Genomic DNA, 19550 nt, shown 5'->3' on the forward strand with positions numbered 1-19550 from the left:
CCTATCCCTTCGAGGTGGTGTCGAGCAGGTCGACGTCGCCGTCGAACTGCCAGAGCGGGTTCGGGGTGTCCCCGGCCGGGGTGCGTACCAGGAAGTAGCCGTTGACTTCCTTCGGACCGTCGCCGTCGGCCACGAACCGCCCGTCCGGGCCGATGTCGAGCTGGTACACGGCCGTCCCCGTGACGGCGACGCCCGGGAGGTGCCAGGACACGACGCAGCGCCAGTCGTTGCCCGGCCCCTCCTGGGCGGCCCGGCCGTCGCTCTTGGTGCAGGCCGCCGTGGTCCGCAGCCGCGCCTCGGTGACGGCGGGGCGGTGCAGCTGCCGGGTCTGCAGGCGGTAGAGGTGGCCGAAGGCCGTGGCCAGGGACCGCTGGACCTTGTCCTGTCCGATCCCCGAACCGGCCGAGGGGGCCGCCACGGCGACCGCGGCGACGGTGAGCGCGGTCAGCCCGGCCGGCGGCAGCAGGCCCGTGCAGAGCGCGCGGCGGCCGGAACCGTCCTGGGCGGGGTTGGTGAAGTCCCGCCGTACGAACAGCGCGTAGGCCAGTGCGGTGGCGAGCACGGCCCACGCCAGGCCGACCGCGACGCCGATGAGCAGCGGGGCGAGCTGGGCGGGAGCGGTGAACAGACCGTTCCAGGAGATGAAGGCGTAGCCGGGCAGCGCGAGGCGCACCGCGACGGGCAGCGGCAGCATCTGGGCGACCTGCATCGCGAGCGCGACGACCGGGGGCAGCAGCAGTCCCGCCGGGGACCGGCCCAGCGCGACCGAGCCGAGCAGGCCGATCGCGGCGAGGGCGAGGGTCGGGGCGAGGGCGGCCGTCCAGGCGAGCAGGACGCGGAGGCCGGCGTCGCCCGGCGACAGCAGGTGCCCGTCGAGACCGACCAGCGGCCGGTCGCCGGCCGCGAGGAGACCGCCGGCCGTGCTGGAACCGGCCAGTCCCGCTACCAGCAGCAGGACGACGGTCAGGCCGGCCAGCGCCTTCGCCGCGAAGATCTGGCGCGGTGAGCGGACCGCCACCAGCAGATGGCGCCAGGTGCCGAGCCGGTCCTCGGACGCGAAGACGTCACCTGCGACCACCGAGGTCAGCAGCGGCAGCGCCCAGGTGCCCGCGAACCCCAGCATCACCAGCGGCCCGGCCCACCCCGTGGCGAGCATCCACCGCCCGAACAGCGTGTCGGAGGGCAGCGTGCTCTGCTGTCCCACTCCGGCGACGAAGAGCCCGGGCACGGTCCAGCAGGCCGACAGGAGCAGCCGGATCCGCCACTGCGAGACCAGCTTCACCAGCTCGAACCGGTACCCCCGCAGCACCGGAACCCGCCCGCCCCGGACACCCCGGCCCTCGTCGGCGTCGGCGACGGCGACGGTCGCGGCCACGGTCGCGGTCGCGGTCGCGGGCACAGTCGCGGTCGCGGGCACAGTCGCAGTCCCGGTCTCGGTCCCGGTCTCGGTCCCGGTCATCGGGCGGTCTCCTGCCGGTCGGGGCGGGTGGTCCCGCTCGTGGGGCGGGCGGCCTGGTGCCGGGGGCCCGTGACCGCCGTCGTCGCCGTCGCCGGGGCTGCCGCTGTCGCTGCCGGGGCGTCCTGCTGGTCCGTGAGGGCGAGGAACGCGGCCTCCAGGGGCGAGACCACCGGGGCGAGTTCACGCACCGCGACGCCCGATCGGACGAGTCCTGCGACCAGTTCGTCGAGGGCGGGGACGAGAGCGCGTACGACGAGCGCCTCGGCGTCCTGCCGTGCCCCGGTGCCGTCCACGATCCGGATGCCCGTGGTGCCGGCCGCCCGCCGACGCGCGGCCGACGGGTCGGAGGTGCGCAGCCGGTAGTCGAGTTCACGGTTCCCGGCGGCCAGCTCGGTCAGCGGACCGGAGAACACGACACGTCCGGTGGCGAGGATGGTGACCTCGGAGCACAGCGCCTCCAGGTCGTCCATACGGTGGCTGGAGAGCACGACGCTCGTCCCGTCCGCGGCGAGCCGGTTGAGCACACGGTGCACATGCCGCTTGCCGGCCGGGTCGAGGCCGTTGGCGGGTTCGTCCAGCACGAGCAGCCGGGGCCTGGTGAGCAGCGCGGCGGCCAGCCCGAGCCGCTGTCGCATGCCGAGGGAGAAGCCGCGGGTCCTGTCGTCGGCGACGTCGGTGAGCCCGACCTGGGCCAGCACGTCGTCGATTCCCGCCGTGCGCGCGTCCAGGCCGCGGAGTGCGGCGAGCGCGGCGAGATTCCGGCGGGCGGTGAGCGAGGGGTAGAGACCGGGCGCGTCCACGAATCCGGCGACGCCGTCGGGTCCGGCGAGCGCCCGCTCGACCGGCGTGCCCAGGATCTCCAGCCGGCCGCCGTCGGCGACGGCCAGCCCCAGCAACAGGCCGAGCAGGGTCGTCTTCCCGGCGCCGTTGGGTCCGACCAGGCCGTGGATCTGACCTCGTGTCACGTCCAGGTCGACGCCGTCGAGTGCGACGACCTCGCCGAAACACTTGGTGATCCCTCGGGCCCGGACTGCGCGGGGTGTGTCCATGAGTCCCATGAGTCCCTTCTTCCGCAATCCGCAGGGACCTTATGGACGACACACAACCCAGTCACAGACGATTGCCTGAACGCCCGCCGAACGGTTCGTCAAGGCAACGGCAAGTCCACTCGGGGACAGACGACTTCACGCCAGAACCGGCCAGCACACCGATCGCCGGAACCGGGCAGCACCCACCCGGTCGAGCGCGGGCCGCACACAACCGTCACGCGGGCGTGCGGCGCCCGGTAGGGGCGTGCAACCCTCAATAGGGGCGCGCGGCACTCGATAAGGGCACTCGGTAGAGGCGTGCGGCGATCCGCAACAGCGCGTGGCGCTCGACGCAGGCGCACGGCGATCCGCGCGCGCCCACGACACACCACGCACGCCACACGTGCCGCACACTCCCCCGCACACGCCGCGCGGTTACGCGCCTCACGCGCCGTGGTGCACGCCGCGCACTCCACCGTGCATTCCGCCGCGCGAACGCTCCTCCCCGCCGGCCTTCGCCCCTCGACGCGCGCCTCCGGCACCACCGCGCCCCCGGCGCTACCCGGCGCTACCCGGCGTGCAGCATCAACCCGATCCCGACGACCACGAGGCCCGCCGCGGCGATCCTGGGTGCCCCGAACCGCTCCTTGAAGAACACCGCGCCGATCGCGGCGCCCACGATGATCGACGACTCGCGCAGGGCGGCGATCGGCGCGAGTTCGGCACGTGTCTGTGCCCACAGGACCAGGCCGTAGGCGAAGACGGAGAGCAGGGCGCCGAACAGCCCGAGGGCGGCGAAGGGGCGTGCCGCGGTGAGCAGTTCGGCGCGCCTGCGGTGGACGGCGTACGCCGGGATCACGAGCCCCTGGAGCGCCATCAGCCAGGCGATGTAGCCCACGGAGGATCCCGAGGCCCGTACCCCGAGACCGTCGATGACGGTGTACGCGGCGATGGTCAGCCCGGTGGCCAGCGCGGCCCCGACCGCCGCCCAGTCGGGCCGCCGCCCGCGCAGCCCCCAGAGCGCGACCCCGGTGAGCCCGGCACAGGACACGGCGATCCCGGCGGCCGCCGAGGCGCCCGGCACCTCGTGCGCGAACAGCGCGGCGAAGAGCGTGACCAGGAGCGGCGCGGTACCGCGTGCGATCGGGTACGCCTGCCCGAAGTCACCGAGCCGGAAGGAGAGCATCAGCAGCGCGAAGTAGGCGACGTGGACGACCGCGGACGTGATCAGGTACGGCCACGCCCCGGCCGCCGGGACCGCCGCGAACGGCATCAGCAGCAGGCCGATCAGCACGCCCCCGGCGGCGATCAGCGACGAGCCGACGAGTTTGTCGCTGATCCGGTGGGCGATCGCGTTCCAGCCGGCGTGGGTGACCGCGGCCACCAGCACGGCGGCCGTGACCAGCGGAGTCACGCGGAGGGCTCGCGCACGTCCACGACCGTCGCGCCGGCGTGCTCCACCAGCGCGGCGGGGGTGATCGGGAAGACGGCGTGCGGATCGCCGGCGGCGGCCCACACCACGTCGTGCCGCAGCAGCGCCCGGTCGGCGAGCACCCGGGTCCGCGTACGGTGCCCGAACGGCGGCACGCCCCCGATGGCGTACCCCGTCGTCTCGCGTACGACGTCCGCCTTGGCCCTCGTCACCTTCTCGGCGCCGAGTTCCTTGCGGACCAGTTCCACGTCGACCCGGGAGGCGCCGTCCATCAGCACCAGGACCGGTACCCCGTCGGCCGCGAAGATCAGCGACTTGCAGATCTCGCTCAGCTCGCACCCGACCGCGGCGGCGGCCTCGGCGGCGGTACGGGTCGCGTCCGGGAACCGGCGGACCTCGGAGATCAGTCCCCCGAGCCCCAGTTCCTCCAGTGCGGCCGCGAAACGGGGATGGGCTCCGGAGCCCCCGGCATCGGCGTCGGTGGCGGCTGTCGTCGTCATACGGAGCACGCTAGCCAAGGGGGCGCGGCGCCTGCGAGCGGATAACGCGAGCACGCCCGGGTGGCGGAACACCGCACGGCCGCACGACCCGACGGAGGCACGCCGCACGGCCCGGCAGAGGAACAGCTCACGCCCCTGACACGCAGAAGCCGGTGAGGGCGCCCGTCCCCACGGACCCTCACCGGCGGTCTGTCGTGCGCCGTGCGTCAGGCGCGGACCAGCTCCCGGTCCTCGTCGCCCTTGCCGGCGTCGTCACCGGCGTCGGACAGCGTGCGCAGTCCCTCGCCCTCGACGTCGACGTTGGGCAGGGCCCGGTCCAGCCACTTCGGCAGCCACCAGGCGCGCTTGCCGAGGAGGGCGAGCACCGCCGGGACGATCGCCATGCGGACGACGAACGCGTCGAAGAAGACGGCGATCGCGAGGCCGAAGCCGATCATCTTGATCATGGATTCGCTGGAGGTGATGAAGCCTCCGAAGACGGACATCATGATGACCGCGGCGGCGGCCACGACCCGCGCGCTGTGCCGGAAGCCGGTCACCACGGCCTGGCCGGGCGTCTCGCCGTGGACGTAGGCCTCCCGCATCCGGGTCACGAGGAACACCTCGTAGTCCATGGCGAGACCGAAGACCACGCCCACCATGAAGATCGGCATCATCGACATGATCGGGCCGGTCTGCTCGACGCCGAGCAGGCTGCCGAGCCAGCCCCACTGGAAGACCGCGACGACGGCGCCGAGCGCGGCGAGCACGCTGAGCAGGAACCCGAGGGCGGCCTTGAGCGGCACGAGGACGGAGCGGAAGACGGCGATCAGGAGGAGGAAGGCGAGGCCGACCACCAGCGCCAGGTAGGGGACCAGCGCGTCGTTGAGCTTCTGCGAGAAGTCGACGTTCATCGCGGTGGTGCCGGTGACCAGCACCTTCGCGCCGGTGTCGGCCTTGACGTCGGCGCCGTTGTCGCGGATGACGTGGACGAGGTCCTCGGTCTGGACGGAGGAGGGCTTGGACGACGGGATCACGGTGATCGTCGCGGTGTCGCCGGCCTCGTTGAACACCGCGGGGGTGACGGTGGCGACGTCCTTGAGGCCCTTGATGTCGTCGGTGACGGTGGTGGCCGCCGCCTTGGGGTCGTCGCTGTCCTTGGCGTCGACGACGATCATCAGGGGGCCGTTGAAGCCGGGGCCGAAGCCCTCCGAGAGGAGGTCGTAGGCGCGGCGCTGGGTGGTGGACGTGGGCTGGGAGCCGTCGTCGGGCAGGCCGAGCTCCAGCCGGGAGGCGGGGAGCGCGACCGCGCCGAGTCCGACCACGCCGAGCAGCAGTACGGCGGCCGGGCGGCGGACGACGAAGCTCGCCCAGCGTTCGCCGAGACCGGGCTTCCCCTGCCGCGACCGCGCGGCAGCATCGCCGTCGCCCTTGTCGTCGCCGTCGTCGCTGCCGTCGTGACCGCGCCGCACGGCGGTGTCGCCGCCGCGGCGCTTCTCGCCGGCCGCCCTGACCCGCTTGCCGGCGTAGCCGAGCAGGGCCGGGATCATGGTCAGCGCGATGAGGACGGAGACCACGACCGTGCCGGCCGCGGCGAGGCCCATCTTGGTGAGCATGGGGACGCCGACGACCGAGAGGCCGGCCAGCGCGATCACGACCGTGAGACCGGCGAAGACGACCGCCGAACCGGCGGTGCCTGCGGCGCGGCCGACCGCCTCCTCCCGGTCCCGTCCCTCGGCCAGTTCGCCGCGGTACCGGGAGACGATGAACAGCGCGTAGTCGATACCGACCGCGAGGCCGATCATCAGGGCCAGCGTGGAGGTGGTGTCGCCGAGGTCGAGCGCCTTGGCGAGGACGGTGATGGTGCAGACGCCGATACCGACGCCGATGATCGCCGTCAGCAGCGGCAGTCCGGCCGCGACCAGCGAACCGAGGGTGACGACGAGGACGACGGCGGCGATGGCGAGGCCGACGGCTTCGCCGGCCGCACCGGGTTCGGCCCCGGACTGCAACGCGTCGCCGCCGATCTCGACGGTCAGCCCGGCCTTCTGGGCCTGGTGTCCGGCCGCCTCCAGCGCGTCGCGGGAGGAGTCCTTCAGTTCCATGCCGGAGACGTCGTAGCGCACCGACGCGTAGGCGATCGTGCCGTTCTTGCTGACGGCGTTCGACTGGAAGGGGTCGGCGACGGAGGTGACCTCGGAGCCGTCGGCCAGCTGCTTGACCGTCTTCTCGACGGTCGCCTTGTTCAGGGCGTCGGTGATCTTCTCGCCGGCCGGGGCCTTGAAGACGACCCGCGCGGTCGCACCGTCGGCGCTGGAGCCGGGGAAGCGCTGTTCCAGCAGGTCGAAGGCCTTCTGGGCCTCCGTGCCGGGGATCGAGAAGGACGTGGAGCCCGCGGCGGGGGCGCTGGCCGCGCCGACGCCCGCCAGCGTCAGCAGCGCCACCCATATGAGGGCGACGAAGTGCCGTCGCCGAAAGGCGAGCCGGCCCAGCTTGTAGAGAAACGTGGCCACGAGGGCGTACTCCTGGTCAGGTCGTGGGGTGTTCAGGGCAGGGGTGATCAACCCGGTGGGTGGCAGGGGTGATCGGCCCGACGACATGAGCGGAGGCGTCAGGTGGGCTGTTTGCGGGGAGGGGTCGGGGTCAGCTGGTGGCCACGCCGAGGGCGGGGAGCACCACGGCGTCGATGTACGACAGCAGGAAGTCCTGCGTCGGGGGCTGCTCGTCCAGGAGCGTGCGGGCGACGAACGCGCCGAGCATCATGTGCATCATGAAGTCGATCGCGGGGTTGTCCGCGCGGACCTCACCCCGGTCGATCGCCCGCTGGACCATCCTGTGGAAGCCCGCCATCTCGGGCTCGACGAGATGTTCCTTGAACGCTTTGAGCAGCTCCGGGTTGGCGTGGATCGTCATGGCCAGCGCACGCATCAGCGCGGAGTTCTGCTCCATCTCGCAGTCGTCCGAGCGCAGGGTGCTGGCCCGCAGGTCGCCCTGGAGCGACCCGGTGTCGATCTCGCCGAGCTTGCCGCCCGGCTTGGCGTAGCGCACCGCCTTGGCGACCAGTTCGGCCTTGCCGCCCCACTGGCGGTAGAGGGTGGCCTTGCTGGACTTGGTGCGGGCGGCGACGGCGTCCATGGTGAGGGCGTCGTAGCCGACCTCGCGGAGCAGTTCGAGCACGGCCTCGTACAGCTCGGCCTCACGCTCGGGCGTGATCCGACTGCGACGCGCCGTTGCGACCTCAGTCATACCTCTCACCCTTCACCGCTCCGTCGGCACCTTGGTGCGTACTCCATGAACATACCCTGAGAGCAAGAGAAACGAAACCGTTTCGTACGTGTGCTGTCTCACGCACGCCTCCCCGCGCACACCTCTCCGCGCACACCTCTCCGCGCACACCTCTCCGCGCACGCATTTCAGTACGCGCCGTCCTGCGCGCACCCCTGCGCGCGCTCTCTTGTTCGCGCTGCTCTGCGCGCGCCGCCTCCCGCGCGCTGTTCCACGCGCCGTGCGCGGCCTCATGCGCGCCCTCGCGCCTCTTCGCACGCCCCTGATCCCGCCCGTGCCGGGAAATCAGGGGTTCCCACGAGTTGCTGGGCCCCATGGCGCGGAAAAACATGGGGAGGTGAGCTATCTGCGCCTGCCGCATCTCAACGGCGACCTGTTGTGCTTCGTGGCCGAGGACGACCTCTGGCTGACCTCCCTCGACGCCCCGGGCCGCGCCTGGCGGCTCACCGTCGACCGCGCCAAGGTCGGCCATCCCCGTTTCTCGCCGGACGGCCGCCGGATCGCCTGCACGAGCTGGCGCAGCCTGATGCCCGAGATCCACCTGGTCGACGTCGACGGCGGACCCGGTGAGCAGCTGACGTACTGGGGCAGCGCGGACACCCAGGTCTGCGGCTGGACCCCGGAGGGCGACATCCTGGCGGTCGCCTCGCACGGGCAGCCGTTCTCCTACTTCACGTGGGCCTACAAGGTCTCCCCCGACGGCGACCCGGGCCGCAAGCTGCCCTGGGGGCCGGTCTCCGACATCCAGGTCGCCGACATCGCCGGCGAACGCAGGACGCTGCTGCTCACGGGCACCCCGCCGCACGAACCGGCCGGCTGGAAGCGCTACCGGGGCGGCGCCATGGGCCGGCTGTGGCTGCACGGACAGCGGCTGCTCGCCGGCATCGACGGCCATCTGCACTCCCCCATGTTCGTCGGCGGCCGGATCGCCTTCCTCTCCGACCACGAGGGCGTCGGCAATCTCTACTCCTGTGCCCACGACGGCTCCGACCTGCGCCGGCACACCGACCACGACGCCTTCTACGCCCGGCACGCCGCCAGTGACGGCACGCGCGTGGTGTACCAGTGCGCGGGCGACCTGTGGCTCGTGGACGACCTCGGCCCGGACGCGATGCCGCGGCGGCTGGACGTACGGCTGTCCGGGCCGCGCGCCGGGCGCCGCCCCTACCAGGTCCCGGCCGCCCAGCACGTCGACGGTGTCTCCGTCGACGAGACGGGACGGGCCAGCGCGATCGTCGTACGCGGCAGCCTGCACTGGCTCACCCACCGCGACGGCCCGGCCCGCACCATCGCCGACACACCCGGCGAACGGGTCCGGCTCCCGGAGATGCTCGGCTCGACCGGGCAGATCGCGTACGTCACGGACGCCGGCGGCGAGGACGCGGTGGAAATCGCCCACCTGCCCCGGGCGAGCGGCGACCGCCCGCCGCGCCGGCTGGCCTCCGGGGAACTGGGCCGGGTGCTGGAACTGGTCTGCGACCCGCAGGGCGAGCGGCTCGCGGTGGCGGCCCACGACGGACGCCTGCTGCTCATCGACGTGTCGGACGACTCCGGGGCCGCAGGTGTGGGAGGCGTCGAGGACGCGGCGGGGACTGCTGCCGACGACGTGAAGGCCACGACCGGCGCCGCAGATGGTGAAGGCCCGGAGGCAACTACCGGCGCCGCGGGTGGTGAAGGCTCGGAGGGAACGGCCGGCGCCGCAGGTGGTGAAGGCTCGGAGGGAACGGTCGGCGCCGCGGGTGGTGGGGACTCCGACGGCCCGGTCACGGAACTGATCCGTTCGATCAACGGGCCGGTCCGCGATCTGGCCTTCTCACCGGACGGCTCCTGGCTGACCTGGTCGCATCCGGGGATCGGGCGTTCGCTGCGGCAGATCAAGATGGCCCGGATCAGCGACCGGTTCGTCATCGACGTCACCAACGGCCGCTTCGAGGACGAGAACCCGGTCTTCACCCGCGACGGCCGCTATCTCGCCTTCCTGTCCTGGCGCGGTTTCGACCCGGTGTACGACGTGCACACCGGCGACCTGTCCTTCCCGCTGGGCTGCCGTCCGTACCTGGTGCCGCTCTCCTCGGCCACCCCCTCCCCCTTCGCCCTCAACCCGGACGGACGGCCGGCCGCCGGCGGACTGGACCCCGTCGAGGACGAGGAGCCTGGCGACGGCAGCGCGGTGACGGTCGAGGTGGAGGGCCTGGAGAGCCGGGTCACCCCGTTCCCGGTGGCCGCCTCCAAGTATTCGGCGATGTGCCCGGTCGCGGGCGGCGGCCTGGTCTGGCTGCGCTGGCCGATCTCGGGCGCGCTCGGCGAGACCTTCGCCAACCCCGCCGACACCAGTGGCCGCCCGACCCTCGAGTACTTCCACATCACCAAGGCGAAGAAGGCGGAACTCGTCGACCACCTGGACTGGTTCACGGTCAGCGGCGACGGCAGCCGGCTGGTCGTGGTCGACGAGGGCGACCTGCGGGCCGTCCCCTCGACCGAGTCCGGCGACGGGGACACCACCGTCTGGATCGACCTGCGGCGCATCCTGCACCGGGTCGACCCGCCCGCCGAGTGGCGCCAGGCGTACGCCGAGGCCGGCCGCCTCATCCGCGACTACTTCTGGGACCCCGGGATGTGCGGGATCGACTGGGACGGCGTGCTCGCCCAGTACCGCCCGCTGGTGGAGCGGGTCGCCTCCCCGGACGAGTTCGCCGACCTGCTGCGCGAGGTCCTCGGCGAACTCGGCACCTCCCACGCCTACGTCACCCCGGCCCGCCGCAACGAGGGCCCGCCCCACTACCAGCGCCTCCAGGGCCTGCTCGGCGCCAACTTCGTACACCGGAACGGCGGCTGGACGGTCAAGCGGATCCTGCCCGGCGACTCCTCCGACTCCAGGGCGCGCTCCCCGCTCGCGGGCACGGGCATCCGGGAGGGCGCCGTCCTCACCCACGTGGACGGCAGGCCGGTGGATCCGGTGACCGGCCCGTATCCACTGCTCGCGGGGGCGGGCGGTACGACGGTGGAGCTGACGTTCACGCCCGGCGAGGGCGAGTCGGGGCCGCCGCGCCGGGTGGCCGTGCTGACCCTGATCGACGAGCGGCCGCTGCGCTACCAGGACTGGGTGGCCAAGCGCCGCGAGGTGGTGCGGGAGCTGAGCGGCGGCAAGTGCGGCTACCTGCACATCCCCGACATGGGCGGCTCGGGCTGGGCCCAGTTCAACCGCGATCTGCGCATGGAGGTCTCCCGCCCGGCGCTCATCGTGGACGTGCGCGGCAACGCGGGCGGGCACATCAGCGAACTCGTCGTCGAGAAACTCACCCGGACCATCCTCGGCTGGGACCTGACGAGGAACGCCCAGCCCGTGTCGTACGCCTCCAACGCCCCGCGCGGCCCGGTCGTCGCGCTCGCCGACGAGGCCACCTCCTCGGACGGCGACATGATCACGGCCGCCATCAAGCTGCTCCGGCTCGGCCCGGTGGTCGGGCAGCGCACCTGGGGCGGGGTGGTCGGCATGACGGGACGGCACCGGCTCGGCGACGGCACGGTGATCACGGTGCCGATGAACGCGGCCTGGTTCGAGGACTACGGCTGGTCCGTCGAGAACCACGGTGTCGCCCCCGACCTGGAGGTCCTGCGCACCCCGCTGGACTGGGCGGAGGGCCGCCACGTCGAGATGGACGACGCCATCCAGCTGGCCCTGGACCTGCTCACCGACCACCCCGCCGCCCTCCCCCCTGACTACAGCGAGGCCCCCGACAGATCCCGCCCCAAGCTCCCCCCGCGCCCCACCACCCCCTGAACGAGGGCGCCCCACAGGGGGTGCCCCGCAGGGGGTGCCCCGCAGGGGGAGTCCCGCAGGGGGAGTCCCGCAGGGGGAGTCCCGCAGGGGGCGCGAGGAACTGCGCGAGCCCCCAAAAAAGCAGCACGGGGCGCCCTTCACGAAGAAGGGCGCCCCACACCATGCCGGCCGAAGCCGAGCGCAGCGGCTACGCGTCGTAGTCCCGGTCCAGCCGGTCCTGCATCTCCTGCTCCGCGTCGTCCATGCCCTGCCGCGCGCGGTCACGCGTCTGCTGACCGTGCTCCTGCGCCTGCTGGCCACGCTGCTGGGCCTGCTGCTGGGTCTGCCGGCCGCGCTCCTGGGCCTGCTGGCCGCGCTGCTGCGCCTGCTGCTGGCCCTCGTGCATCTTCTGCTTGGCCTGTCCCTGCATCTTGCCGGCCTTGTCCTTCATACCCATGTGGGTTCACTCCCGTAGAGGGTGAGGGGATCGGCCCTCGGTGGGGCCTCGACCAGGCTCACACGGGGTGTGACGGCGCGCATGTCGATCAGTCACGGTGCGTAGCGCGCGCCTCCTCGTCGGCCGCCCCGCCCGCGCCCACGAGCCCCGTGCGCATGCCCTGCAAGCGGGGCGCGAACCGCTTCACCTCGCGCTGCCCGACCGTGCCGATGAGCGCCGGCAGATACCCGCGCACGCCCTGCATCCCGCGCAGCCACCACTGTCCGTACACGTGCGCGGAGCGCCGCTCGATCCCGGCCACGATCCGGTCCACGGCCGGGCCCAGCGGATACGTCTTGTTCGCCGGCCACGGCAGCCGCTGCCGCAACTCCCGCATCACGTCGTCCTGGTCGGCGCCGCGCACCATGTCGGTGTCCGTCCAGGACAGGTACGCGACCCCGACGCGCACGCCCTGGTGGCCGACCTCGGCGCGCAGGCAGTGCGCGTACGCCTCCACGCCCGCCTTGGACGCGCAGTACGCCGTCATCATCGGCGCCGGTGTGATCGCGGCCAGCGAGGCGACCTGCAGCAGGTAGCCGCGGCTCTCCGTGAGCACCGGCAGGAACGCGCGCGCCGTCACCGCCGAGCCGACCAGGTTGACCTCGATCACCCGCCGCCAGGCGACCGGGTCGGAGTCGGCGAACGGACCGCCGTTGGCCACCCCGGCGTTGGCCACCACGATGTCGGCCTTCCCGAACCGCTCCTTGACCTCCCGCGCCACCCGGCTCATCGCCTCGTGATCGGTGACGTCGGCGTGCCAGTACGCGCTGTCGGTGTGCAGCCGCCCCGAGACCTCCTTGAGCGCCTCCTCCTCCAGCCCGACCAGCGCGATCCTCGCCCCGCGCGCGGAGAGCTTGCGGGCGAGCAACTCGCCGACGCCGCGCGCCGCTCCGGTGACGACCGCGACCTGTCCTTCCAGACCGACCCTGCTCATGAGCCCTCCTTGATCCGCTCGGGCGCCTCGGCGCCGGTGTCGTCGCCGCTGCCGGTGCCGCCGGTGCCGCCGGGGATGTCCGTCACATACGCGGTGACGAGTTCCCGGATCCTCGTGTTGACCAGCTCCGGTGCCTCGACGGGCGTCATGTGGCCCATGCCCGGCAGTTCGGTGAGTCCGAGCGAGTGCGGCAGCGCGGCGGCCAGCGCACGGGCGTGCACAGGGGGCGTGAGCCGGTCGTCCGTGCCGGCGACGACCGCCGTGGGCACGTTCAACTCCCGCACGCCGTCGTCGAGGTCGAGTTCCGCGAGGACGCGTGCCCAGGCGTGGCGCACGGCGCGCGGGCAGGCGTGCACGATCCGTGCGCACGCCTCCACCATCTGGGGTGCCGAACCGGCGCCCATCGTGGCGTACTTGAGGATGCGCCGCGCGAGGGGCGTGACCGGTCCGAGCGGGGCGCGCGATGCGAGGACCTGGGTAGTGAGCCAGGTGCGCGCGACCCCGGCGCGCACTGGTATGACGCGCGCCTCCGCGACCAGGCGCGAACTGCCGGTGCTGCACAGCAGGACCGCGGCGGCGTGTTCGCGGAAGCGCGGGCGCGCGGAGGCCGCCATGACGGTCATGCCGCCCATGGAGTGGCCGACGATCACGGCACGCTCCCCGCGCGCGAGCGTCTGCGTGAGCACCGCTTCGAGATCGTCCGCCAGCGCGCGGGTGGTGCACGCGGGGCTCGCGGGACTGCGTCCGTGCCCCCTCTGGTCGTAGGCGATGACCCGGTGGTCGACGGCCAGCTCCCGTATCTGCGCCGCCCAGAAGGCGGTCGAGCAGGTCCAGCCGTGGGCGAGGACAACGGTCGGCGCGTTCTCGGGACCGTGCACCTCGACGTGCAGGCGCGCGCCGTCCGCGGAAACGACGGTCAGTTCGTGCGCGGGCGCGGGCGGGGCGTACGGCCCGGAGGTCACGTGGGTGAGCCGGCTCACGCGCCCACCTCCGCGCCGGGCCTGGCGTCGGACTCGGCGCCGGAGCGGGCGCCGTCCACGCCGTCGCTGCCGTCGCCGTCACCGGTCGCCGACGGGCGGATCACCTCGTACTCCGCGAGGTCCACCCGCCGGGTCGCGCGCCGGAACTCCGCGGTCGTGCCCGGCCAGACGGTGGTGTTGCGGCCGTTGGCGTCGAGGTACCAGCTGTTGCAGCCGCCGGTGTTCCAGACGGTGCGCTTCATGCGCTCCTGGACCTTGTGGTTCCAGGCGGCCACGGCGCCGGGGCGTGCGTCGAGGGCCGCGCGCCCCCCGAGGACGTCGAGCTGGCGCAGGTAGTCGGCCAGGTAGTTCAGCTGGGACTCGATCATGAGGATCATGGAGGAGTTCCCGAGGCCGGTGTTGGGCCCGATGATCGCCATCCAGTTGGGGAACCCGGTGGCGGCCGTGCCGCGCAGCGCCGCCATGCCGTCCTTCCATGCCTCGGCGAGGGTGTGCCCGTCGGCGCCGACGACACGTTCGGCGATGGGCATGTCGGTGACGTGGAAGCCGGTGCCGAAGACGATCGCGTCGACCTCGGCGGTGCTGCCGTCGGCGGCGACCACCGTCGACCCGCGCACCTCGCTCAGTCCGCTCGCCACCACGTCCACGTTCTCCCGCACGAGCGCCGGGTAGTAGGCGTTGGACAGCAGGATCCGCTTGCAGCCGATGCGGTAGTCGGGGGTGAGCTTGGCGCGCAGGGCCGGGTCCTTCACGGCCCGGGCCATGTTGCGCTTGGCGAGCTGTTCGACCAGGCCGAGTTCGTCGGGGTGCTTGGTGAACGCCTGGACCTGGAGCTCGCGGATGCCCCAGAGCAGTCCGCGCCGGGCCCGGGTGGTGAAGGGCAGCGCCCGGTGCAGCCGGCGCTCGACGGCGCTGATCGCGCGGTCCGCGCGGGGCATCACCCACGGCGGGGTGCGCTGGAAGAGGGTGAGCCGCGCGACCTCGGGCTGGATGGCGGGCACGATCTGGATCGCGGAGGCGCCGGTGCCGACCATGGCGACGCGCTTGCCTCGCAGGTCGTAGTCGTGGTCCCAGCGGGCCGAGTGGAAGACCTTGCCCGGGAACGAGTCCAGCCCCGGGATCTCGGGGGTCTTCGGGTCGGACAGCGGTCCGGTGGCGGAGACGACGACGTCCGCGGAGAGCGAACCGGCGGCCGTCTCGATGTCCCAGCGCAGCTTCTGCGTGTCCCACGTCATCCGCTTCACCTCGGCGTCGAAGCGGAGGTGGGGCCGGAGCCCGAACATGTCGGCGACGTGCTCCAGGTAGGCGCGGATGTGCTCCTGCCCGGAGAAGGTGCGCGGCCAGTCGGGGTTGGGCGCGAAGGAGAAGGAGTACAGGTGGGACGGTACGTCGCAGGCGCACCCCGGATAGCTGTTGTCCCGCCAGGTGCCGCCGACGCTGCCGGCCCGTTCCAGGACGACGAAGTCGGTGATCCCTTCCTGGCGCAACCGCACGGCCGCGCCCAGTCCGCCGAATCCGGACCCGATCACCGCCACCCGTACATGCTCGTGCTGGGCCATCCCGGAGCCTCCACGCATCTGCCGCGATTACGCCAGTGAACACTGGCACAATGGGACTGTAGAACAGCCCCGTACCGATGGGTAGGGGTCGGGCGGGGGAAAGTTACCGGCGGTACAACATAGGCTGCGCACGTGGCAGAAGACGGCGGACGAAGCAGCTCCACGGACCGTGACCGGCCCCTCGAACAGAGCGGACGGCCCGGCGGACCGCGCGAGTACCGCATGGAGGAACTGGCGGGACTGGCCGGCATCACCGTGCGCACGCTGCGCTTCTACCGCGAGCGCAAGCTGATCCCGCCACCGCGCCGCGAGGGCCGTATCGCCTGGTACGACGACCATCACCTGGCCCGGCTGCGGACGATCTCGGCCCTCCTGGAGCGCGGTCACACGCTCAACGGCATCGCCGAGCTGGCGGAGGCCTTCGACCACGGCCGGGACGTCGCCGAACTGCTCGGCGTGGACACCCCCACCGAGGAGGAGCCGGTCCGGCTCACCCCGGAGGAGCTCGCCACCCGCTTCGAGGGCGAGGTCACCCCGGAGAACCTCGCCGCCGCGATGGAACTCGGCTACCTGGGCACCGACGGCGACGAGATCGTCCACATCAGCCGCCGTCTGCTGGACGCCTCCGAGGCCCTGGTCCGCGAGGGCTTCCCGCTCGCGGAGGTGCTTGCGGCCGGCCGGAGCGTGCGCGAGCACGCCGACGCGCTCGCCGAACTCTTCGCCGCCCTCGTCCTGCGCCACGGCCCCGAGGAGGACCTGGAGCGCCTGCGCCCGCTGGCCCGGAGCGTGGTGGAGGCGGAGGTCTCCCTGGCCCTGGACCGCCGGCTGCGCAAGCAGACCTAGCCGGCGGGAGCGCCCGTGGCCGCGCCGGGCGCGGTCAGAGGTCGTACACGACGGTGACCGGCGCGTGGTCGGACCAGCGCTCCCCGTGCGTGGCCGCGCGCTCCACGAACCCCTTGACCGCCTTGCCGGCGAGCCCGGGCGTGGCCATCTGGTAGTCGATGCGCCAGCCCGAGTCGTTGTCGAAGGCCCGCCCGCGGTACGACCACCAGGAGTACGGCCCCTCGGCGTCCGGGTGCAGGGCGCGCACGACGTCGACGTACCCGCCGTCGGCCGGGTCGAGAACGCTGCCGAGCCACTCGCGCTCCTCGGGGAGGAAGCCGGAGTTCTTGGTGTTGCCGCGCCAGTTCTTCAGGTCGGCCTGGCGGTGGGCGATGTTCCAGTCGCCGCAGACGACGACCTCGCGCCCGTCGGCGGCGGCCCGCTCGCGCAGCTCCTTCAGGTGGGCGAGGAACTCGCCCATGAACCGGACCTTCTCGTCCTGCCGCTCGGTGCCGACCTCGCCGGAGGGGAGGTAGAGCGAGGCGACGGTGACGCCGGGCAGGTCCGCCTCGACGTAGCGCCCGCTCGTGTCGAACTCGTCCGACCCGAAGCCGATCCGCACGCGATCCGGCTCACGCCGGGTGTACAGGGAGACGCCCGCGCGCCCCTTGGCGGCAGCGGGGGCGTGCACGACATGCCACGCGCCAGGCGCGCGCACCTCTTCCGGGAGCTGCTTCGGCTCGGCGCGCACCTCCTGGAGACAGATCACATCCGCGGAAGTCTCCGCGAGCCACTCCACGAAGCCCTTCTTCGCGGCGGCCCGCAGCCCGTTCACATTCACCGAGGTCACAGTCAGCACCAGGGCACACTACCGGCACACTGGACGGAGTCCGGATGCCCACCCGCGTCGCCGCCCGCACGAAAATACGATGGCCCACATGAACATACGCCGTGTCCCCTTCGACCACCCCGACGCCGTGAAGCTGAACGACGAGGTCCAGGCCGAGTACCACGTCCGCTACGGCGACGGCGGCGACGCCACGGTCCTCGACCCGACCGACTTCGAACCGCCGAACGGCGTCTACCTGATCGCCTACGACGAGTCCGACCGGCCCGTGGCCACCGGCGGCTGGCGCAGCCAGGACGAGAACGGCGAGGGCAACGAGGACGGCGACGCGGAGCTCAAGCGCATGTTCGTCATCCCGGAGGCGCGCGGCCGTGGCCTGGCCCGCCGGATGCTCACGGCCCTGGAGGACGACGCCCGCGCGGCCGGCCGCGCCCGGATGGTCCTGGAGACGGGCACCGAGCAGCCGGAGGCCATCGCCCTGTACACCTCCAGCGGCTACGAACCGTGCGCCAAGTTCGGCTACTACCGTCACTACGAGTCGAGCCGCTGCTACGCGAAGGCCCTGTAGAGGGCCCCGGCGCACCGCCCTGCCCGACTGGGCCAGCCGGGTGGGCGGCACGGTCCGGAGGGCAACCACGACGCGGAGTTCGCACCTGGGCAGCCCCTGCCCCGCAGCGCTGGCCCCAACTGCTGCACCAAGCCGCCCAGATGGCCGCCCGGCCTTGCGCGTCGCCGACAAGGCGGTGCGTCAGGCGGCCGCCGCCGCCACGAGGCGATCGAGGCCGGCCGGCAGGACCCGGCACCCCGCTCCTGCCGAACGCCCTTGCAGCGGCCCGGAGAACGACAAAGATCCCGAGCGATCATCATGATCGCCGGGATCTTGTCGTGCAGTGGACCTGAGGGGATTCGAACCCCTGGCCCCCTCGATGCGAACGAGGTGCGCTACCGGACTGCGCCACAGGCCCTTGCAACGAGTGAAACTCTAGCATCCCCGTCGGGGTGCTTGGAAATCCGTTCCCTGACTGGTCAGGAGCGGGGTCCCGGCCTGGGCACCCCGCCCCCTGCGCCCGTCACTCGTTGGCGGCACGAGGACGGTCGCCGTCCTCGTACTGGTCGAAGAGCGGCGTGCGGCCGCGCTCACGTGCCCGGCGTGCGGAGGCCGCGCGGCGCGCGTCGCTCTTGCCGTCCGCCGACTTGTCCTCGGCGGCGGGCGCCGCCTCGTCCTCCTCGGCCTCCGGCGCCGCCGGCTTGGCCTCCTGCTCCGGCGCGACGGAACTGGACCGCGCCGAACTCCACGCGTCGGGCGCTCCCAGGTCCACGTCGGAGGTGGCCCGCGGCGCGACCGGCGCGGTCACGTACGTCGGCAGCGGCACCGGCACCGGGTCCCAGCTGTCCCCGTGCCCGGGCCGGCGCTGCCGCTCGCGCTGCTGGTCGACCCACTCCGCGTGGTCGGTCTGCTCAACGAGGGCGCGGCGGTCGGCGGCGAGTGCGGACAGGCCGGGGTCGGTTTCGGCCACTGGTCCCTCGTCCGGTTCGTCGGCGACGGCACCCGCGTCGAGGGGCGCGCGCCGCCGCGGCTGGCGCTCCCGGAGCCGCTGTGCGGCGACCTCGGCCTGACGCCGGTCCATGTGGAAGGCGAAGCGCCGGCGCTCCTGCGTGCGCAGGTAGGCGATGTACGCGCTGAGCATGACCGCGGGCACCCCCGGCGCCCACAGGAACGCGAGCCCCCCGACGGCGGCGACGATCGCGCCCAGCGTGAACGCGAGGAAGAGCATGACGGTGGTGCGCCGACGGCGCGCGAGCGCCTTCGTGCGCCGGGCTCGCGCCGCGGCCGCCTGATCCGAGGGCGTGCGCCTCGCGGCCGGGACGCGTTTGCGCGCCGACGCGGAGACGGAGGCGGACGCCGAAGCTGATGCCGGGGCGGACGTGCCGCCCGCCTGACGTGCCGGTGCGGACGGGGACTTGGCCGCCGGCGCGACCACCTGGTCGCGCGCCGGTTCCTGGCGCCCGGGCGCCTCCGGTTCCACGTCCGCCCGGGCCTGACGGCGGGTCGGGGGCATGGCGAAGGCCCGGACGTCCACCGAGTCGGTGACGGCGTCCGGATCACCGGCGTCCTGCTCCCCCTCCGAGGTGGAGCGCGCCCGCAGGTCCCTGGCGTACCGACGCTCCATACCCGCCCGTCCGGACAGCAGCCGGATGGCGGTGCTGAAGCGTTCCGTCGGACGGGCCTCGTTCAGCTCGTCCTGCCTACGGAGCCACATCGGCACCAAGTAGGCGGCCCAGGCCCCGACAATGACTGCGTAGATGAGGCCGCTGCTGCTCACGCCTCACACGGTAGAGGGGTTTGCGTGGGGCCATCTGCCAATTGCGTCGGTGTGTCGCACGATCTGGCTGATATTTCGAGCTTTTTTGTGACCGATGCGATCAGCAGGCCGCCGGAGGCGCGAATTCAATGCCCCGAGACGGTCG

Annotated in this window: 15 protein-coding genes and 1 tRNA gene; 3 read left to right on the plus strand and 13 right to left on the minus strand. The window is 72.8% G+C overall.

Going from position 1 to position 19550, the window contains the following annotated elements; all coding sequences use genetic code 11:
* Position 1 precedes the first annotated feature (1 nt).
* The 6 genes from ACZ619_RS20110 to ACZ619_RS20135 form a co-directional block, all read right to left on the minus strand.
* Positions 2–1459 (minus strand): ABC transporter permease, encoded by a 1458-nt coding sequence (locus ACZ619_RS20110; protein ID WP_469600447.1) that lies wholly within the window; start codon positions 1457–1459, stop codon positions 2–4.
* A complete protein-coding gene (locus tag ACZ619_RS20115; RefSeq protein WP_469600633.1) occupies positions 1456–2508 on the minus strand; it encodes an ABC transporter ATP-binding protein in 1053 nt (350 codons plus the stop codon). Before ACZ619_RS20115 ends, ACZ619_RS20110 begins: the two co-directional genes overlap by 4 nt.
* Positions 2509–3055: 547 nt before the next feature.
* The gene (locus tag ACZ619_RS20120; protein WP_469600450.1) at positions 3056–3901 is read right to left on the minus strand and encodes an EamA family transporter; all 846 of its coding nucleotides are present in this window, start codon (positions 3899–3901) and stop codon (positions 3056–3058) included.
* Positions 3898–4419: a YbaK/EbsC family protein gene (locus ACZ619_RS20125; RefSeq protein WP_469600451.1), complete on the minus strand. Its 522-nt coding sequence runs from the start codon at positions 4417–4419 to the stop codon at positions 3898–3900. The genes ACZ619_RS20120 and ACZ619_RS20125 overlap by 4 nt, the downstream gene beginning before the upstream one ends.
* Positions 4420–4625: 206 nt before the next feature.
* Positions 4626–6911, minus strand: a complete 2286-nt coding sequence (locus ACZ619_RS20130) for an MMPL family transporter (protein WP_469600454.1) — start codon at positions 6909–6911, stop codon at positions 4626–4628.
* A gap of 130 nt (positions 6912–7041) precedes the next feature.
* Positions 7042–7644 carry a TetR/AcrR family transcriptional regulator gene (locus ACZ619_RS20135; RefSeq protein WP_469600456.1) on the minus strand — a complete coding sequence of 201 codons (603 nt, stop codon included), beginning with the start codon at positions 7642–7644 and terminating at the stop codon, positions 7042–7044.
* A gap of 376 nt (positions 7645–8020) precedes the next feature.
* Here ACZ619_RS20135 and ACZ619_RS20140 point away from each other — a divergent pair, with 376 nt between their 5' ends.
* Positions 8021–11464 (plus strand): S41 family peptidase, encoded by a 3444-nt coding sequence (locus tag ACZ619_RS20140; RefSeq protein ID WP_469600458.1) that lies wholly within the window; start codon positions 8021–8023, stop codon positions 11462–11464.
* 187 nt (positions 11465–11651) lie between these two features.
* Here ACZ619_RS20140 and ACZ619_RS20145 read toward each other — a convergent pair whose 3' ends face one another.
* From ACZ619_RS20145 to ACZ619_RS20160, 4 genes are all read right to left on the minus strand, one after another.
* A complete protein-coding gene (locus ACZ619_RS20145; protein ID WP_469600460.1) occupies positions 11652–11900 on the minus strand; it encodes a hypothetical protein in 249 nt (82 codons plus the stop codon).
* A gap of 88 nt (positions 11901–11988) precedes the next feature.
* Positions 11989–12873, minus strand: coding sequence for an SDR family oxidoreductase (locus ACZ619_RS20150; protein ID WP_469600462.1), 885 nt, complete (start codon positions 12871–12873; stop codon positions 11989–11991).
* On the minus strand, positions 12870–13853 hold the full coding sequence (locus tag ACZ619_RS20155) for an alpha/beta fold hydrolase (RefSeq protein WP_469600464.1): 984 nt from the start codon (positions 13851–13853) through the stop codon (positions 12870–12872). The genes ACZ619_RS20150 and ACZ619_RS20155 overlap by 4 nt, the downstream gene beginning before the upstream one ends.
* Positions 13850–15412 (minus strand): flavin-containing monooxygenase, encoded by a 1563-nt coding sequence (locus tag ACZ619_RS20160; RefSeq protein ID WP_469600467.1) that lies wholly within the window; start codon positions 15410–15412, stop codon positions 13850–13852. Before ACZ619_RS20160 ends, ACZ619_RS20155 begins: the two co-directional genes overlap by 4 nt.
* 222 nt (positions 15413–15634) lie before the next feature.
* Here ACZ619_RS20160 and ACZ619_RS20165 point away from each other — a divergent pair, with 222 nt between their 5' ends.
* Positions 15635–16255 (plus strand): MerR family transcriptional regulator, encoded by a 621-nt coding sequence (locus ACZ619_RS20165; protein ID WP_469600635.1) that lies wholly within the window; start codon positions 15635–15637, stop codon positions 16253–16255.
* A gap of 34 nt (positions 16256–16289) precedes the next feature.
* Here ACZ619_RS20165 and ACZ619_RS20170 read toward each other — a convergent pair whose 3' ends face one another.
* Positions 16290–17093 (minus strand): exodeoxyribonuclease III, encoded by an 804-nt coding sequence (locus ACZ619_RS20170; RefSeq protein ID WP_469600470.1) that lies wholly within the window; start codon positions 17091–17093, stop codon positions 16290–16292.
* A gap of 79 nt (positions 17094–17172) precedes the next feature.
* On the opposite strand from ACZ619_RS20170, the gene ACZ619_RS20175 reads away from it, so the two are divergent.
* A complete protein-coding gene (locus ACZ619_RS20175) occupies positions 17173–17649 on the plus strand; it encodes a GNAT family N-acetyltransferase (protein ID WP_469600472.1) in 477 nt (158 codons plus the stop codon).
* 323 nt (positions 17650–17972) lie between these two features.
* On the opposite strand, the gene ACZ619_RS20180 is transcribed toward ACZ619_RS20175, so the two are convergent.
* Both ACZ619_RS20180 and sepX read right to left on the minus strand, forming a co-directional pair.
* A tRNA-Ala gene (locus ACZ619_RS20180) sits at positions 17973–18046 on the minus strand.
* A gap of 105 nt (positions 18047–18151) precedes the next feature.
* The gene (sepX, locus tag ACZ619_RS20185) at positions 18152–19405 is read right to left on the minus strand and encodes a divisome protein SepX/GlpR (protein ID WP_469600474.1); all 1254 of its coding nucleotides are present in this window, start codon (positions 19403–19405) and stop codon (positions 18152–18154) included.
* Positions 19406–19550: the final 145 nt, after the last annotated feature.

The organism is Streptomyces sp. NPDC104367 (assembly GCF_055583825.1).

Coding starts and splice junctions, on each gene's coding strand:
- ACZ619_RS20145 (WP_469600460.1), bottom strand. CDS start 11,900: ATGGGTATGAAGGACAAGGCCGGCAAGATGCAGGGACAGGCCAAGCAG.
- ACZ619_RS20175 (WP_469600472.1), top strand. CDS start 17,173: ATGAACATACGCCGTGTCCCCTTCGACCACCCCGACGCCGTGAAGCTG.
- ACZ619_RS20160 (WP_469600467.1), bottom strand. CDS start 15,412: ATGGCCCAGCACGAGCATGTACGGGTGGCGGTGATCGGGTCCGGATTC.
- ACZ619_RS20125 (WP_469600451.1), bottom strand. CDS start 4,419: ATGACGACGACAGCCGCCACCGACGCCGATGCCGGGGGCTCCGGAGCC.
- ACZ619_RS20165 (WP_469600635.1), top strand. CDS start 15,635: ATGGAGGAACTGGCGGGACTGGCCGGCATCACCGTGCGCACGCTGCGC.
- ACZ619_RS20135 (WP_469600456.1), bottom strand. CDS start 7,644: ATGACTGAGGTCGCAACGGCGCGTCGCAGTCGGATCACGCCCGAGCGT.
- ACZ619_RS20150 (WP_469600462.1), bottom strand. CDS start 12,873: ATGAGCAGGGTCGGTCTGGAAGGACAGGTCGCGGTCGTCACCGGAGCG.
- ACZ619_RS20115 (WP_469600633.1), bottom strand. CDS start 2,508: ATGGACACACCCCGCGCAGTCCGGGCCCGAGGGATCACCAAGTGTTTC.
- ACZ619_RS20110 (WP_469600447.1), bottom strand. CDS start 1,459: ATGACCGGGACCGAGACCGGGACCGAGACCGGGACTGCGACTGTGCCC.